The organism is Pseudomonas sp. MT92 (genome assembly GCF_058792515.1).
Genome location: NZ_JBXAFA010000017.1, coordinates 39,870 through 55,829, shown reverse-complemented (window position 1 = coordinate 55,829; position 15,960 = coordinate 39,870). Strand labels below are relative to the sequence as shown.

10 protein-coding genes and 1 pseudogene are annotated in these 15,960 nt (G+C 55.4%); 4 read left to right on the top strand and 7 right to left on the bottom strand.

Features of this window, described 5'->3' with window-relative positions; all coding sequences use genetic code 11:
* Positions 1-84: 84 nt before the first annotated feature.
* A complete protein-coding gene (locus tag AC1Q6D_RS27235; RefSeq protein ID WP_103405935.1) occupies positions 85-309 on the bottom strand; it encodes an AbrB/MazE/SpoVT family DNA-binding domain-containing protein in 225 nt (74 codons plus the stop codon).
* Between the two features lie 889 nt (positions 310-1,198).
* On the opposite strand from AC1Q6D_RS27235, the gene AC1Q6D_RS27230 reads away from it, so the two are divergent.
* Both AC1Q6D_RS27230 and AC1Q6D_RS27225 read left to right on the top strand, forming a co-directional pair.
* Complete coding sequence (locus tag AC1Q6D_RS27230) at positions 1,199-1,333, top strand: hypothetical protein (protein ID WP_256590357.1); 135 nt, start codon at positions 1,199-1,201, stop codon at positions 1,331-1,333.
* A gap of 115 nt (positions 1,334-1,448) precedes the next feature.
* On the top strand, positions 1,449-2,114 hold the full coding sequence (locus AC1Q6D_RS27225; RefSeq protein ID WP_103405937.1) for a hypothetical protein: 666 nt from the start codon (positions 1,449-1,451) through the stop codon (positions 2,112-2,114).
* A 424-nt stretch (positions 2,115-2,538) separates the two neighbouring features.
* On the opposite strand, the pseudogene AC1Q6D_RS27220 reads toward AC1Q6D_RS27225, so the two are convergent.
* A pseudogene (locus tag AC1Q6D_RS27220) lies at positions 2,539-3,006 on the bottom strand (YgjP family zinc-dependent metalloprotease); the annotation flags it as partial.
* Between the two features lie 274 nt (positions 3,007-3,280).
* Here AC1Q6D_RS27220 and AC1Q6D_RS27215 point away from each other — a divergent pair.
* Positions 3,281-3,517 carry a hypothetical protein gene (locus AC1Q6D_RS27215; protein WP_103405960.1) on the top strand — a complete coding sequence of 79 codons (237 nt, stop codon included), beginning with the start codon at positions 3,281-3,283 and terminating at the stop codon, positions 3,515-3,517.
* A 10-nt stretch (positions 3,518-3,527) separates the two neighbouring features.
* Here AC1Q6D_RS27215 and AC1Q6D_RS27210 read toward each other — a convergent pair whose 3' ends face one another.
* From AC1Q6D_RS27210 to AC1Q6D_RS27190, 5 genes are all read right to left on the bottom strand, one after another.
* On the bottom strand, positions 3,528-5,471 hold the full coding sequence (locus AC1Q6D_RS27210) for an ATP-binding protein (RefSeq protein WP_103405938.1): 1,944 nt from the start codon (positions 5,469-5,471) through the stop codon (positions 3,528-3,530).
* Between the two features lie 347 nt (positions 5,472-5,818).
* A complete protein-coding gene (locus AC1Q6D_RS27205; protein WP_103405939.1) occupies positions 5,819-10,729 on the bottom strand; it encodes a DEAD/DEAH box helicase in 4,911 nt (1,636 codons plus the stop codon).
* A 257-nt stretch (positions 10,730-10,986) separates the two neighbouring features.
* Positions 10,987-12,234 (bottom strand): ribonucleotide-diphosphate reductase subunit beta, encoded by a 1,248-nt coding sequence (locus AC1Q6D_RS27200; protein WP_103405940.1) that lies wholly within the window; start codon positions 12,232-12,234, stop codon positions 10,987-10,989.
* Positions 12,235-12,749: 515 nt separating this feature from the next.
* The gene (locus AC1Q6D_RS27195) at positions 12,750-13,007 is read right to left on the bottom strand and encodes a hypothetical protein (RefSeq protein ID WP_103405941.1); all 258 of its coding nucleotides are present in this window, start codon (positions 13,005-13,007) and stop codon (positions 12,750-12,752) included.
* 192 nt (positions 13,008-13,199) lie between these two features.
* Positions 13,200-13,463: a DUF2790 domain-containing protein gene (locus AC1Q6D_RS27190; RefSeq protein ID WP_047532382.1), complete on the bottom strand. Its 264-nt coding sequence runs from the start codon at positions 13,461-13,463 to the stop codon at positions 13,200-13,202.
* A 477-nt stretch (positions 13,464-13,940) separates the two neighbouring features.
* Between AC1Q6D_RS27190 and acs the strand changes: the two genes are divergently transcribed.
* Positions 13,941-15,896, top strand: a complete 1,956-nt coding sequence (gene acs, locus AC1Q6D_RS27185) for an acetate--CoA ligase (RefSeq protein WP_103405942.1) — start codon at positions 13,941-13,943, stop codon at positions 15,894-15,896.
* Positions 15,897-15,960 lie beyond the last annotated feature (64 nt).

The window sequence follows — 15,960 nt, the reverse complement described above, 5'->3', positions numbered from 1 at the left end:
ACCCTGTCTGGCATGAACCGAGTTGAATGTCTTCGCGACGTCCTGGCGATGCTCTGCAAAGTAGCCGTGCACTAACGCTTGCCGTCAGCCCAGCGATTCCCACCCCTTCACACGTGAGTCCTCTGGAGTGTCAGCGAGCAGCTGTTCCAGAGTCAGCTTTTTGCGAACCGGCCTCACGATCAGAATGTCCGGATCGACCATTGAACACTCCACGACCGAGCCCACTGTCAGGCGATTCTGCGCAACAAATTCATTTGGCAAGGTAAGGGTCAGTGCGCCTTTGAAGCGACGAAGTACAAGCGTATTCATCGGTATGTCCTCAGGCTCAAAATTGATGGATGCCGAATCAGCCAACCAACAGCACGTGACGGCATCGCCAGAGTCTGCGTAAACCTGTTGTTTGCGTAAACCTCACGGGTTTACACAAACAACAGGTTTACGCAGCTTGTTCGACAGGGACGACGTCACTCGACTCACGCCGCAGCAACGATCCAGCGTACACGGAAGCATCAACCACCATCCCTGTCGACAGCAACTGAATCGAAACGGATCCGCGAGGCTGCGCTTGAAGTCGCATGGCTGTATGACGCACGGAATCGAGAAGGCAGTTGCGCTGCTTCACGGGTTGAGGTCGATGACCGCAAGTCGTTTAGCTGGTATCGAAAAGCCGCCCATGCAGGCGATATGGCGGCGTTTGCACGCCTGGGGAAGAGTTATCTAGCAGGGAATGGAGTATTGCGCCACGTCGCAAAGGGACTTCTTTGGTTGCAGCGAGTGGCGCTCAGTGGCGATGCTGCGGCGGCTGACGCCTTGGAGTATTTCTTCGAGGATGCGGTGTGCCTGCCGGATCCTCAGGGCCGTAAGCGTTTATTCTGGGCGTCGTATGCCGCAGATCTGCGCGGGTCTTGTGAGAGTCATTAGCGTTGACGTCAGGCACTTGATGGGGAACGCCTTTGTGTGCCCTGGACCTCTATTGATGGGCCCAGGTTTTACTGTGTATTGGATGAAGAAATTAAGGACGCATAATGATTACGTTGAGAGATGGCGGCTCGTTCAGCGTTGATGTGCTGGTTTCAAAAGTTGAGCCCTTGGTGGTTCCATGGTGTTGGGGCCGATCAAGGCCGGGCTGACCGATCAAAAGAAGCCGGACTAGTTGGATTATTGGATCAGAACCCATGGGGCTCATCGAAAAGACCAGATGCAAGCGCAAACGCAAGTGGTCGACCAGTTGGTTGCCACCGGCCGTTTTGACCGCGTCAACATGAACTATCCATCCACCGGGCATCGTTGCACGGGGCTGAGCGTGACTTCTCAGCCGTGCTCCGAACAATAGCGTCGTTCCAACTGTCGCCGTCAAGCTTGGATCCACACGAGGCTCCCTTTTACTCATCATCTGTTGCATAGTGGTATTTTGAGATGCTTTTGATAGCTCTATGTAGGGGGTTGCGATGAATGTACAGCTGATTCAGGTGAACCTGTTTGTGAACTATGGCGTCGACCGGGTTGGGCAACTGATCAGTGAGCTGAACGTTCATTACAATGCGCTGCTCAACTACGGTGAAAATGGGCTCGGCGAGAGTGAATTCGCCAAGAAGGAGCTGATCGACGCCTATGCCAAGCTACACGAACTGTCCGAGTTTCTTCGGCACGAAGGCGGGACGCAGACAGTCACCGTTATGCTGGACTCAATCATCGCGCTACTGAAGCTCACCAAGCTGGACCAACCGGTACGGGGGAAGCTCAAGTCCCTGGGCAAACAGGTCGTGCAGTGGATTCACCCAGATCCGCTAAGCCAACTGCTAGATGAGGCGTTGCGTTATAGATGGCTAAGGAAATACAACCTAGTGCAGCCGTCGATGGATTCGGCCGAGCGTAGGGTTTCGTCTCGCTGGTCGAAAATAGATAAGCACGAAACACAGCGTCTCGAACTGCCGCCGTCCTACAAGTTCGAGCCTAGCGACATTGAACTGGAGAATTACTTCAACAGTAACAAAGTGGACCTGCTGCACTATCTGGTTAAAGAGGTGCAGCCAAACGTCATCATGCAGGACCCGATGAGGCGGCCCGATGCGAAAGCCCTATACCATTACACCGCGTACCTAGACCAGTTCTAACTCATACCAAACCAGTAGTTCGGGAGAGAGGGTGAATTTTGTGTAACTGGGTTTGGGTGACAGCTGCGATGATCTGTCTTCGTAGCTGATCGCTTTTAGCTCTGCCCCTCATTCATCTGCCTGCTCCACAATTTATTTAGCCAATGACGCCCTCACGCATGAATTGATGCCTCAACCACGCTAAACCAGCTAGCTAAACGACGACGCCGAAGGCGTGGTTAGCAAAACTAGTAAGAGCCCGAAAGCTCCAAGGGCGTAAATGCCGATAACGGCTTTCGCCTTCAGAGTTCTGGCTTCGCGCAAGAGCTTCATCATTCATTCCTTTGATTGGTTTAGTTATCAGTATCCATCGAAACACGATCTGGCTGGAACATCACACTGCATCCCCAAATACCGCCCTCTCAAGCACCTGATGCTGCTCCTGCTAATCCGGCATGTGGCTAGACACAAAGGCCCAGAATGCCTTGGTGTGGTTTTTCTCTACCGTATGACACAACTCGTGAACGATGACGTAGTCTTGCACGCTGGCAGGCAGCTCCATGATCCGAGGATGAAACTCCAGGGTGTTGTTTGTATCGCAGCTGGCCCACCGGCTTTGGAAGTGACGAATACGAGCGCCAGTTGCTTGCAGGCCGGTCTCTCGCTGCCAATGACGGACACGTACCAACAGCTTCTCATGAGCACGCTTGCGATAGAACTGTTCCAGCAGTGGCATCAAGGCATCAGGCTGGATGCTCGTACTCTCTGGGTTATCAACAATGAAACGTGATGCAGTGAAGGTCAGTCGGGGCTTGAGAATGTCCGGCGCATGCCTCACTTCAGTGATGTAGGTACGCCCGGCATAGCGCAGGCGGCTGGCCTTTGATCTCAGCTTCCTACCGGGCTGGGAAAGGTCGGTGGCAGATGTGCATGAATTGAAGCTGATCCGCAGCAATTTTGAACTGCGTTTTCCGCCACGCGGGCATTTTGTCGAGTCGGCAGGCTTCGCGTAATTTGACGTTATGGTCAATCGGCTCCCTCTTTTAGCTCGCGCCTGGCGTCAGTCCCAACTGGGACTGGTGACCACGCACCCGGTCGCTGGTCGACCGGAACGGGCCCAACTGGTTGAGGCGCGCTGCGACCACTAGCCTGAGTCGTCAGGACGAGGGCGGTTGGGGCTAGAAAAAATGAAAAAGGCTGTTGAAAAGGACACCCTGGTGGCACTGATCGAGAGCGGGGCGGCGCGGGAGTTTAGGGCCACTCGCGGACCGGGTGGCGAGGGCTGGAGCCTCAGTACCCGACGGGGCCGGTTTTGGCTGCCAGTGCGTTCGCGCCGCGAGCCGGTCAGGACCTGGGCGAGCCTGACCGCGCTGGGGCGGTTTTGCGAGACGGTGGGCATCCGCAGCCTGACAGTGGAAATGTGAGTACCCCTAACTACTGCGGACCCACTTCAACCATTAGATCGCCTTGGCGAACCAGCACCGGCTTCAGAAAGCTGGCGAGTTGCTCTTGCTGTTCGAGCAGGAATGGGGCGTCCTGGACTCGGGAGTAGAGGTTTAGAAGGCGCTTTTCGGCTCGGGTGAGGATGGTCTCGTAGAGCATGGGAATGATCTTGACCTCCTCACCATGGGTGGTCGGATCATCCTCACCTTGTTCGATGATGCTGCCGAGAATGAAGCCATCCACCCGCGTGTGCTGGCGAATGTGTCCTTTCGCCTTCAGTTCCTTCACGTACTTCCAGACCTGATCCTTTTCGCGGGAGCCGAGTGGCAGCTCCGTGGTCTTGAGGTCCACGATCACGACGTGCGCCGCACCGTTCTCGTTGTAGTCCTCGTCGTAGGACGATCTGGCATAGAAGCTGACGCTGCAATCTGGCAGGGCCACAAAATCCGGGCGGTTGCGGCTGCCCTTGCCCTGGCTGTCGCCGAACAGCTGGCGGATGACGGAGGTCATGCCCTTGTTGGAGGTGAACTCAATGGACTCGAACTGGGCACCGAACATCCACAAGCCACGCTCGAACAGCGGCTGCAATTCGTGCACTTCGTCGATCCCGGCGACCTGAATCTTGGTGCGAAGCTCTCCGATGAGTTTCAGGCGGTTCTGGATCTCGTCGAGTACGAGCTTGGCCATGCTGACTGTCCATTCGGAGAGGATGGTGTGCAGGGTGTCGTAATCGTTGGGCTCGCATTTGTGCAAGAGATCGAGCAGGCCATAGCGTGACTTGGCCTTTTCCAGCTTGGCCAGGATCGTGGAGAGCTGCACAATCTCCTGTTCGCCAAAGTTGGGGCAGGTTTCCACCACTTCGTCGATGAAGGCCTCGACGCGATCCTTGCTGATGGGGGAGAGGGTGTTGACGGTATTGCCGACACGCTCAAAAACCGCTGCACGCTTGGCTTCGCGCTCACTTTCACCACTGCCGTGAATGATCTGGCGGATGCGATCCTGAACAGCTTCGCGGGTCGTGCGCCAGGCCGGGTTGTCGTCCTTGAACCCGCTCCAGTCAGGGGTGACTGCGTCATGCTGGTTAAGGAAGTCGGCCTGAACGATGAAGGTGAAGCGCTTGGCTTCGGACGTGCGGCCATCGAGTACGCGTTCGTAGTCGCTGCGACTCCATTTGCAGTCACCAACGGCGCGATTCTGCACCCACCAGGCAATGCCATGCTGCTTGGTGGTTCGGTCAGCCTTCTTGGTATCGATATGTAGGATGGTCACTTTCCCTAGATCAGGGATTTCAATCTCCTCGCTGGACAGCAACTCGGGGATGTCCCTGAAGGTGATTGGGCTTCCGTTGATTGAAACCGTGAAGGCTGGGTTCGCCAGAAAGCGGCTGCCGATCAGCTCGCGGGCTTGCTCTTCGCTGAACCTCAGGGGAGGGATGCTGCCGTTACCAATGATCTTCGTGCCGTGACCTTCGACGCCCTCGGCCTTGAAGGATACTTCTTCCAGCACCAGTGGCTCGGTTAGCGTTCGATGAACCCGGCAGACGAATTCCTGGCCATTCTTGCGTGAAGTGATCAGATATTCATCGGCAAAGCAGAAGCTGGCGAACCGTCCCTTGCCATTCTTACCAAATACTGGACGAAGCAGGCCTTCAACACCTTGAGGAGGTGCGGCGACTGCACCTTGTACCGAGAGTCGGTTGTAGGCAATGGTGCGCCAGATGTGCTGGAACTCGTCACGGGTCATCCCGTGGCCGTTGTCCTTGATCCTAAATTGTCGACCTGAGTCAGCTGTTGGCCAGGCAATCTCCACCTGGGTGGCGTAAGCATCCCAGCAGTTGGCAACTAACTCGACGATGGCCGTTGCAGGATCGGTAACGATGGCTCCCGCGTAGCTTTCGAGAAAACGGGCATCGTAGAGAAGGGATCGTTGCTCCATGCTGCTTGTCATCCTTAAGTTGGCTCAGTCGACTTCACGCGCTCTTGGCAGGTCATTCAGGCGTCGCTTGCCCGGAGATACTACTCTAGCTGTGCTGCTGCATAACGATCTAGAAGTGCAAGTTTGGCGCGGTTTTTGAGTTCATGTAGTCGTTGTTTCAAGCGTTCACCATCAGGGTGAGAGCAGGCAATCAATCGACCTATACGCCCCATCACCCGACGAACCTGGGGCGCTAGCTGAGTCCGGGTCGCTCCAAGCTCTGCCTGTTCTTCCAGCTCCGGGACAGACCAGTCTTCAACCTGAAGAAATGTCACCAACCATGTCTAATGACCGGTGACACATGCGAATCAGATATCCAATGGCGGCAGCGCCTTGACGATTTTCATCGTTTCCAGACTCACCGTGACCACACGCAGGAACAGCTCCAGCGGATAGCGCGGGTTGCCCATGGTTTCGCAGGCCCAATCGTTGGCGTCGTTAGTGATCCCACTGTCTTTGTGGGTGCTGACGCATTGGCGTTCGACGACCCAATCCAGCGCGGGCTTGCCGTTGACCACATACTCGTAGGCTTCTAGAGGGATGCCGGTGACTGTGATCTTGGCGTTGTAGTGCAACGTGCTGAGGTCTTTGTCCTTACCCTTCTTGCCGTACTTCATCTGGGTGACGTAGTAATCACTTTCGCTGCTGCCACTGCTTTGCACCTTGGCGGGGTACATAGGCACGCTTTCGTAACCCAGGTGCAAATCAGCCAATGCGCGGCCAGCTTTGGAGTAGGTCCAGAAGTCAGCAGCAGCCTTTACCGCCGGTATACGCGGTAACTCTTTGCTGAGGTTGTCGGCGTACTTGTCGCGGTACTCCGGCGAATGCAGCAGGCCATAGATATAATAGAACAGGTCTTCCTTGCTGATGACTTCGCCGGGGTAGGCAGTGCTGAAGTGCGCGAGCCCTTCATCGGTGATGGCATCGCGGCGAGTGCTGGAGTTGGGCTGTGCAGGCTCGTCAAACAGGCCTGCCAGTGCCTTGCTGGCCTTAGCCTGATCTTCCAGGCTGTCGTACAGGTAAAGCGGGAAACATTGGGCACCAGCTTCAAGTGCATTCAAATCCATAACGGCGTCACTAATAATTGCAGTAAAGCCTTTTTTTGCACCTAGGCTCGTGACGCAGATCATCCGGTTTTCAACTTCCGCGCTAGGAAAGATACGCGGCATTTGGTAGACGCAATTGTTGAAGTGTTGGTTGAAATACATCCAGCTTTTTGAAAATGGACGATAGAGCGATCTTACAAAGCCAGCACGGACAACTGATCTTAAATTTTGGCGGCCTAAGTCCTGCTTGACCTCCCGAGTCCAGCTTAGTTTTGTTGATGAAAAATCAACAAAACTATCAACCTCCGGCCAAAGATCTTTAGTTTTTCCATTGCAAGCATTGATATACCTTCTAACTTCGGAGTTGTAGTAACCAATCATGCTTTCAATAGTATTGGTTAAATTTATTCTGGATGCGTTGTAAACCCATGCGTCGCGATTTGTTTTTACCCCTTGTGAATAATTTTTAAAAATCTTAATGGCATCGCCTTTTTTATCACCTAGCACAACAAACTCACCGAAGCTGTTATCGCGCTGGTTTACCCAGTCGCCATGCTCATCAGGGATGACGTGCTGCCAAGCATTGGCTGCGGTAATACCAGCAATGCTGGCAAAAGCGCTGATCTTATCCAGTTTCTCAGCTTGGCTTAAGTAGTCGCCAATATCATGCCAGTGGATCTGCCCGTGCTGCTGGGCGGCGGGGTTCTTGACCAGCAACGAAATGGCAATCGGGGCGCGGCTGCCACTGCCGAATATTTTGCCGCCTTCCTTGCGCGACAACTCCCCCGAGGTGCGCTGATTACCACGCAAATGGAACACATAAATGCTGCTGAACTCATCAGCTAAACACTTGCGTAGACCATCGGCAGTGTTGGCTTCAAAAAAGCCAGCACTGGTGACAAAGCCAATCACACCACTGTTTCCAATGCGATCAGACGCCCAGCGAATAGCGCGAATGTAACTATCGTATAGAGCACTTTTGAGCGTGGCCGTGGAACGCTCGGCATAGGTGTCACGTATTCGACCATCGAGTAGTGGATAGGCCACATTGGCGTTATTGTCATTAGCGCTGGTTTGCCCTGATGAATACGGCGGATTACCAATAATCACCCGAATATCCAGCGATTTCTGACGAGTGCGGCGAGCACTGTTGTCCACCAGCAATTCGCTAACCAAATCGTCTTTTTCGTAGAGCTGGAAGGTATCGGTTAAGCAGATGCCCTCAAAGGGCTGATACTCACCCCCGACAATGCTGTGATACACCGCTTCGATATTGATGGCGGCAATATAATAGGCCAGCAGCACGATTTCGTTGGCGTGAATTTGGCCTTGGTATTTGTTTTGGAGCTGTTCTTTGCTGATCAGGCCGCTTTGAAGCAAGCGGGTGATGAAGGTGCCTGTGCCGGTGAAGGGGTCGATGATATGCACACCATCGCTGCCCAGGGTTTGGCCGAACTCGCTTTGCAGGATGTCGTTGACGCTGTGGATGATGAAGTCCACTACTTCCACCGGGGTGTAGACGATGCCCAGGCGCTCGGTCATTCGTGGGAAGGCGTTACGGAAGAACTTGTCGTATAGCTCGACGATGATTTTCTGTTTACCTTCGGCGTTGTCGATACCTTTGGCGCGCAGCTCTACGCTGTCATAAAAGCGCTGGAGGGTGTCGGCTTCTTTGTCCAAGTGGTGTTCTTGCAATACATCTAGGACGTTTTGCATGGCGCAGGACATGGGATTGCTTCTGGCGAAGCTGTAACCCTCAAATAGTGCGTCAAACACCGGTTTGGTGATCAGGTGCTGGGCCAACATCTCGATAACTTCACTGTCGCCGATGCTGTCGTTTAGGTCGTCACGCAGCTCGCCTGCAAAGCTAAAAAAGGCCTCACGCTCTCGGGTGTTAGCTTCGTCTTCGATGATGCTGGTAATGCGAGTGATGTGGGTGCGGGCAATTTTGGCGATGTCCTTGGCCCAGTCTTCCCAATGGCTGCGGTTGCCGCACTTTTGAACCACCTTTGCGTAGATGGCACGCTCGATTTCGCCAATTTCGAACTCTAGGCCAAATTGCTCAGGTGCGGGGCCGTGGTCATATTTTCCACCACCTGTACCGATGCCATAGGTGTCCTTGCCATTGTCTTTGCCAGTATTGTTGCGGTCGGGCTTTTTGTTGATCTTCTCGGTGACAGCGATAACCTCCATCTTGGCCGGGTCGCTGCCGATCAGATCGAGCTTGTTGACCATAGCGTCGAAGCGATCATCGTGCGAGCGCAGGGCTTGCAACACTTGCCATACGACCTTGTAGGTCTTGTTGTCGTTTAACGCTTCCTCGGGGCTCATGTGGCTTGGAATGACGACGGGCAAAATCACATAGCCACGCTTCTTGCCTTCGGCCTTTCGCATGACGCGACCAACCGATTGCACAACATCTACCTGTGAGTTGCGCGGGGTGAGAAATAACACAGCGTCCAGGGCGGGTACGTCCACGCCTTCAGACAGGCAACGCACGTTGCTGAGGATGCGGCAGGTGTTTTCAGGCACCTCGGCTTTCAGCCAGTCGAGTTCGGCCTCTTTCTGGCTGGCAGTCATGCCTCCGTCCACATGAGAGGCTTCGCAGATGAGTGTGGCTGCGGTTTCTGAGTTCTCTGGGTTGCTGGCTTTGTAGGCTTCGACCACCTGATCGAACATGCTGGCGATGTTTTTAGAGCTGACCTTGTGGGTCTTGGCAAACTTTTGGTACTCGATCACCTGACAGAAGGCCACAGCGCGGCGCATGGGGTCGCCATCGTCGGAAAGGACTTCGCGGGTGTCCTGTTTGCTCAGGGCTTTCCAGCAGCCAATGATTTTGGCGGCGTCTTCCAGCTTGATTTGGTTGTCATCATCAGCCAGCAGTTTTTGCAGGCGACCACTGATGTGCTTTTCATCCATGGCCAGCACCAGTACTTTGTAATCGACCAATAGCTCGGCTTTTACCGCCTCACTGAAGGTTATGACGAACAGCTCTTTGCCGTACCATTCCTCCTGATTCATTCCATACAGCTTGGCGTTTTCTTGCTCCGCCTTGGCTTCTGCCATATCGCTGTAAATACGGGGGGTAGCGGTCATGTAGAGCCGCTTGATGCTGCGAATGTAATCGGCGTTGTGGACTTTAACGAAGGCGCTTTCGTCATCATCACCGAAGGTGGCCCCCGTGGTACGGTGAGCTTCGTCGCATATGATCAGATCAAAGTCGGCCAGGCCATGCTGGTGCTGGGCGTCGCTGATCACGCCAATGGAGTGATAGGTGCTGAACACCACGCTCATGTGCTGGTCGTCGTGACGCTTGAACATTTCTGCCGCCAACTTGCCTGGCGCAGTGGTGGCCGGGTAACGCAGCTCGTGGGCAAATGTCTGCACGGCGTCATCGTCTTTCTTGCGCTTCTTGCCCACGTCGCTGTCGGAGCACACGGCAAAGCTGTGCAGTGGGGTTTCGCTCTCCTGTGTCCACTCGGTCAGGGTTTGCGACAGCAATGACAGGCTGGGAACCAAAAACAGCACGCGCTTGCCCACACCGGTCAACTGCTCGGCAATCTTCAAGCTGGTGAAAGTTTTACCGGTGCCACAGGCCATAATTAGCTTGCCCCGGTCGGCGCTTTGCAGGCCGCTGAAGACGGATAACAGAGCGCGCTTTTGATGGTCGCGCAGAGCCTTTTTAGGCTTGAACGCTACTGCCTGATTCGGCTGATAGCGTGTCCAGTCAATCTGACTATTTTCTAGGTCTTGCCGGTCAATTTTGCTAACCGGTGGCTGCTGGTTTTGCAGGGCATCGGCGGCGTGTTCGTTCCAGTTGTTGGTGGTGGTGACGATGACACGATGAGCAAAAGGCTTTTTTCCAGATGCAGTAAAGAAGCTGTCGATATCACTCTTCTGGATGCGGTAGTTGTCTGCGTAGAACTTGCACTGAATGGCATGGATCTCACCCGTGCCATGGGTTTTGGCTACGAGGTCGATGCCGGTGTCGCGCTTGTCTAGCCCTTGTTGATCAGCCCAAGCACCGTAAGTCCACACGTCGCTGTACAGATCGCGGTAAGTAGCTTCATTGCGAAGATAGGTGCAGATAAGTTCTTCGAAATAGGTACCTTTTTCACGCTCACTGACGGAGGCTGTACGGTAGGTATTGAGCAGGGCTGCGAGTGCGGACATAGAAATTCCTTTTGAATGCGGCAGGTGCGTTATGGGCACCAAATCGCAGCAGTTTATCAATAGAAGCACCTGGGGGCAGCCAAAAGAAAACCCCGGAAGATTTGCGATCCGCCGAGGTTCATTTGTGAGGTTAATCCTTTAGTTGTGGCCGAACCGCTTAAATAAAAGGGGCTGCCATTTGCAGCCCCTTTTAGTGCATCCGTTTCACGCTTAGTGAGAAGGTTTCACGGATTAGCGATTTTGAGCGGCCTGAGGAATTAATCCCAGCTCAGCGCACCACCGGTTTGGTATTCAATAACCCGAGTCTCAAAGAAATTCTTCTCTTTCTTCAAGTCCATGATTTCGCTCATCCATGGGAACGGGTTAGTGGTGCCTGGGTACTCTTCTTTCAAACCGATCTGCGACAGGCGACGGTTGGCGATGAACTTGAGGTAGTCCTCCATCATTGCCGCGTTCATGCCCAGCACGCCGCGAGGCATGGTGTCGCGGGCGTATTCGATTTCCAGTTGAGTGCCTTGCAGGATCATCTGGGTTGCTTCTTCCTTCATTTCGGCATCCCACAGGTGTGGGTTTTCGATTTTGATCTGGTTGATCACGTCGATGCCGAAGTTCAGGTGCATGGATTCGTCGCGCAGGATGTATTGGAACTGCTCGGCGACGCCGGTCATTTTGTTGCGACGGCCCATGGACAGGATCTGGGTGAAGCCGCAGTAGAAGAAGATGCCTTCCAGAACGCAGTAGTAGGCGATCAGGTTGCGCAGCAGCTCTTTGTCGGTTTCGACGGTGCCGGTTTCGAACTTCGGATCGGAGATCGAACGGGTGTATTTCAGGCCCCAGGTGGCTTTTTTCGCGACCGACGGGATCTCGTGGTACATGTTGAAGATTTCGCCTTCATCCATGGCCAGCGATTCGATGCAGTACTGGTAGGCGTGGGTGTGGATCGCCTCTTCGAACGCCTGGCGCAGGATGTACTGGCGGCATTCCGGGTTGGTGATCAGGCGGTAGACGGCCAGGACCAGGTTGTTGGCAACCAGGGAGTCGGCGGTGGAGAAGAAGCCGAGGTTGCGCATCACGATGCGGCGCTCGTCGTCGGTCAGGCCTTCCGGGTCTTTCCAGAGGGCGATGTCGGCGGTCATGTTGACTTCTTGCGGCATCCAGTGGTTTGCGCAGCCGTCCAGGTACTTCTGCCAGGCCCAGTCGTACTTGAAGGGCACGAGTTGGTTGAGGTCGGCGCGGCAGTTGATCATGCGTTTTTCGTCAACGGCGACACGGGCGGAGGCGCCTTCGAGTTCGGCCAGACCTTCGGCGACGTCGAGAGCGTCCAGGGCAGCCTTGGCGCGCGCGACGGCGGCGGAGTCAGTGGCGGTGACGGCACGGGCTTCCAGGGCGGCGGCACCGCCTGCACTGTCGAGACGGTCCATATTGGCTTCGGTGGCGTGGCCAGCGTTGGCGCTCTTGATCGCCACTTCCGTGTCTTCTTTGTCGAATTCGTCCCAGCTCAGCATGACGTGTCGTCTCCTGCGTGAGGGCCAGATTGCCCGTGTGAAATTGATAGGTTGGTCTTTCACACGGCCGTACTGGCCGCGATGGATCTTAAGGAATCGTTTTTTGCAGCAGCTAAGGCAGGCAATAAAACAGAATTTTGTACGGGGTTCCGAGAGCCACTGACGGGCGCAGGAAGCATCGAACGCTTCTGCGGGGCTTCAGACTGGCTTTTCATCCCTGTAAGGGAATATTGCAGGCCCGTTTAAGGCCGCATTATAGGGAAGTTTTCGGTGCCGTGGGGCGGCGAAATAGCTCGCGGATCGGTCGACAGGGACCGTTTTTCGGTCGGAGCGAGGGTTTACAGGGCTTTGGCCGGTGCAGATTTTTTTTAGTAAATTTTTGCTCTGGGTTATTTTTGCTCAAGAAATAACCAGAAAAGGCTTTTTTCACTACATCTTGTGTTTCGAAGGGGGTTTCTCAGGCTCCAGACACAACTAAGCCCGACCGAAGTCGGGCTGGGAGCGACCTTCAGTGATCACCTGAAAGTAGCCGACTCGGTGCGCTCATAACCGTCTGCTGCGACAGTCGCCGAACCGGTGCGATCGTAGCCGTCAGCAGCAACGGCGGCAGAACCGGTGCGATCGTAGCCGTCAGCGGCAACGGTGGCAGAACCGGTGCGATCGTAACCGTCAGCGGCAAAGGTGGCCGAACCGGTGCGGTCATAGCCGTCGGCGGCGAAGGTGTTAGCAGCCAGTACCGAGAGGGTCAGGGCGAGGATCAGTTTGCTTTTCATGGGGGTGACTCCAAATGGGGTGGCGTTATGTGCCTTGGGTATGGAACACATGCTGCATCTGATAAATTGATTAAAAGTCGCTATAAATTGCTTAAATAAATCGTATTTATAGATGTATCAGGTTCGACGCTTTATCTGCCTGCAACGTCGGGCGGCTGGGTCGAACCTTGGGGAGACGAGGGGGCGGATGAATCAGCCGCTGGAGCAGCCGTTACCCATCACGCTGTAGCGCAGGATATGACGTTGACCCTTGGAGTCGTCATATTCCATTTTCACCGGGACAACTTCGCAAACATTGGGAACTTCGCTCATGGATATAACTTTGGCGATGTCCAGGTGCATTGAGTAAGTGTAATCCTCTACTGCGGGTTGTTGCTGCGCGACATCAGCCGGGACCTCGTCTGCCATGGCGGTAGCGCACAGACTGCTGAGGGCCAGAACCAATAAAGCTTTCATTTAAATTTTACCTTTCATAGGTCGAGTGGGGTCACGCAACCTTTTTGGGGTTGCGTGTGGAGCCGAACAACTTGGTTTTTGGGTTAACTGCCTTCGTGGGGGCTGTAACGTGGTTAACTCAGTTTGCCGGGTTGGCGATGCAGATTTTAGAGGGGAGGGGTTTATTCATATAGCCATGCTTTTGATAAACACCTTTGACAGATTTCGTAACAATCCCATGTATGGGCGAACTTGCTCGTGGTGAATCGTGGGGCGCTGCGGGGTGTCAGGTTTGGCGCGTTATTGTTCAGGAGCATGGCCAGCAAGCTCGCTCCTACAAGGGGCGGCGTGATACCGGAACATTCGTTCCAGCCTTGTTTTGCGCTTACCGGGGCATTTTGTATGGGCTTGTTACTACCATCGTCGAATGGTTCTATAGGGCCGGCCCGGCTACAACGGGGTCATACAAAAACAACTATATTCCCCGAGGTAAGAAAGATGAGTGCGGCTTCCCTGTATCCCGTTCGTCCCGAGGTTCTGGCCAACACGCTGACCGACGAGGCGACCTACAAGGCCATGTACCAGCAGTCAGTCGTCAACCCGGACGGCTTCTGGCGCGAGCAAGCCAAGCGTCTCGACTGGATCAAGCCTTTCACCACGGTCAAACAGACGTCCTTCGACGATCACCATGTCGACATCAAGTGGTTCGCCGACGGCACCCTGAACGTCTCCTACAACTGCCTCGACCGTCATCTGGCCGAGCGCGGCGATCAAGTCGCAATCATTTGGGAGGGCGATGACCCTTCCGAAAGCCGCAACATCACCTACCGCGAACTGCACGAGCAAGTCTGCAAATTCGCCAACGCCCTGCGCGGCCAGGATGTGCACCGCGGCGACGTGGTGACGATCTATATGCCGATGATCCCCGAAGCCGTGGTCGCCATGCTGGCCTGTGCCCGGATCGGCGCGATTCACTCGGTGGTGTTCGGTGGTTTCTCGCCGGAAGCCCTGGCGGGCCGCATCATCGACTGCAAGTCGAAGGTGGTGATCACTGCCGACGAAGGCATTCGTGCCGGCAAGAAGATCCCGCTCAAGGCCAACGTCGACGACGCCTTGACCAACCCGGAAACCAGCAGCATCCAGAAAGTCATCGTGTGCCAGCGCACCGGCGGTGACATCAAGTGGAACCAGCATCGCGACATCTGGTACGAAGATTTGATGAAAGTGGCGGGCACCGTGTGCGCGCCGAAAGAAATGGGCGCCGAAGAAGCGCTGTTCATCCTCTACACCTCCGGCTCCACCGGCAAGCCGAAGGGCGTGCAGCACACCACCGGCGGCTACCTGTTGTACGCGGCCATGACCCACGAGCGCGTATTCGACTACCGCCCGGGTGAGGTCTACTGGTGCACCGCCGATGTCGGTTGGGTCACTGGTCACTCCTATATTGTCTACGGCCCGCTGGCCAACGGCGCGACCACGCTGCTGTTCGAAGGCGTGCCGAACTACCCGGACATCACCCGGGTGGCGAAGATCGTCGACAAGCACAAGGTCAACATCCTCTACACCGCCCCAACCGCCATTCGCGCCATGATGGCTTCGGGCACCGCAGCCGTCGAAGGTGCTGACGGCAGCAGCCTGCGCCTGCTCGGTTCGGTGGGCGAGCCGATCAACCCGGAAGCCTGGGAGTGGTACTACAAGAATGTCGGCAAGTCCCGTTGCCCGATCGTCGACACCTGGTGGCAGACCGAAACCGGCGGCAACATGATGAGCCCGCTGCCGGGCGCGCATGCCCTCAAGCCGGGTTCGGCGGCACGTCCGTTCTTCGGCGTGGTACCAGCGCTGGTGGACAACCTGGGCAACATCATCGAAGGCGAGGCCGAGGGCAACCTGGTGATTCTCGATTCGTGGCCAGGCCAGGCACGCACGCTGTACGGCGACCACGACCGTTTCGTCGACACCTACTTCAAGACCTTCCGTGGCATGTACTTCACCGGTGACGGCGCCCGCCGTGACGCTGACGGTTACTACTGGATCACCGGTCGCGTCGACGACGTGCTCAACGTGTCCGGCCACCGCATGGGCACCGCCGAGATCGAAAGCGCGATGGTCGCTCACCCGAAAGTCGCCGAAGCGGCGGTGGTCGGTGTGCCGCATGACATCAAGGGGCAGGGCATTTATGTCTACGTCACCCTGAAAAACGGCGAAGAGCCGAACGAGCAACTGCGCCTGGAACTGAAAAACTGGGTGCGCAAGGAGATCGGCCCGATCGCTTCGCCGGATGTCATCCAGTGGGCGCCAGGCCTGCCGAAAACCCGTTCGGGCAAGATCATGCGCCGGATTCTGCGCAAGATCGCGACCGGCGAATACGATGGCTTGGGGGATATCTCCACACTGGCCGATCCGAGCGTGGTGCAGCATTTGATTGATACGCACAAGACCATGAATGTTGCGTAAGTAGCGTTCGGCGTCATCCAAAGCCCCGCCAGGTGTTGAGCCTGGCGGGGTTTTTTAATGTCGG

Bases quoted from the DNA above. Each gene is read 5' to 3' on its own strand.
- AC1Q6D_RS27235 (WP_103405935.1), bottom strand. From the start codon at position 309: ATGAATACGCTTGTACTTCGTCGCTTCAAAGGCGCACTGACCCTTACC.
- AC1Q6D_RS27230 (WP_256590357.1), top strand. From the start codon at position 1,199: ATGCAAGCGCAAACGCAAGTGGTCGACCAGTTGGTTGCCACCGGCCGT.
- AC1Q6D_RS27225 (WP_103405937.1), top strand. From the start codon at position 1,449: ATGAATGTACAGCTGATTCAGGTGAACCTGTTTGTGAACTATGGCGTC.
- AC1Q6D_RS27215 (WP_103405960.1), top strand. From the start codon at position 3,281: ATGAAAAAGGCTGTTGAAAAGGACACCCTGGTGGCACTGATCGAGAGC.
- AC1Q6D_RS27210 (WP_103405938.1), bottom strand. From the start codon at position 5,471: ATGGAGCAACGATCCCTTCTCTACGATGCCCGTTTTCTCGAAAGCTAC.
- AC1Q6D_RS27205 (WP_103405939.1), bottom strand. From the start codon at position 10,729: ATGTCCGCACTCGCAGCCCTGCTCAATACCTACCGTACAGCCTCCGTC.
- AC1Q6D_RS27200 (WP_103405940.1), bottom strand. From the start codon at position 12,234: ATGCTGAGCTGGGACGAATTCGACAAAGAAGACACGGAAGTGGCGATC.
- AC1Q6D_RS27195 (WP_103405941.1), bottom strand. From the start codon at position 13,007: ATGAAAAGCAAACTGATCCTCGCCCTGACCCTCTCGGTACTGGCTGCT.
- AC1Q6D_RS27190 (WP_047532382.1), bottom strand. From the start codon at position 13,463: ATGAAAGCTTTATTGGTTCTGGCCCTCAGCAGTCTGTGCGCTACCGCC.
- acs (WP_103405942.1), top strand. From the start codon at position 13,941: ATGAGTGCGGCTTCCCTGTATCCCGTTCGTCCCGAGGTTCTGGCCAAC.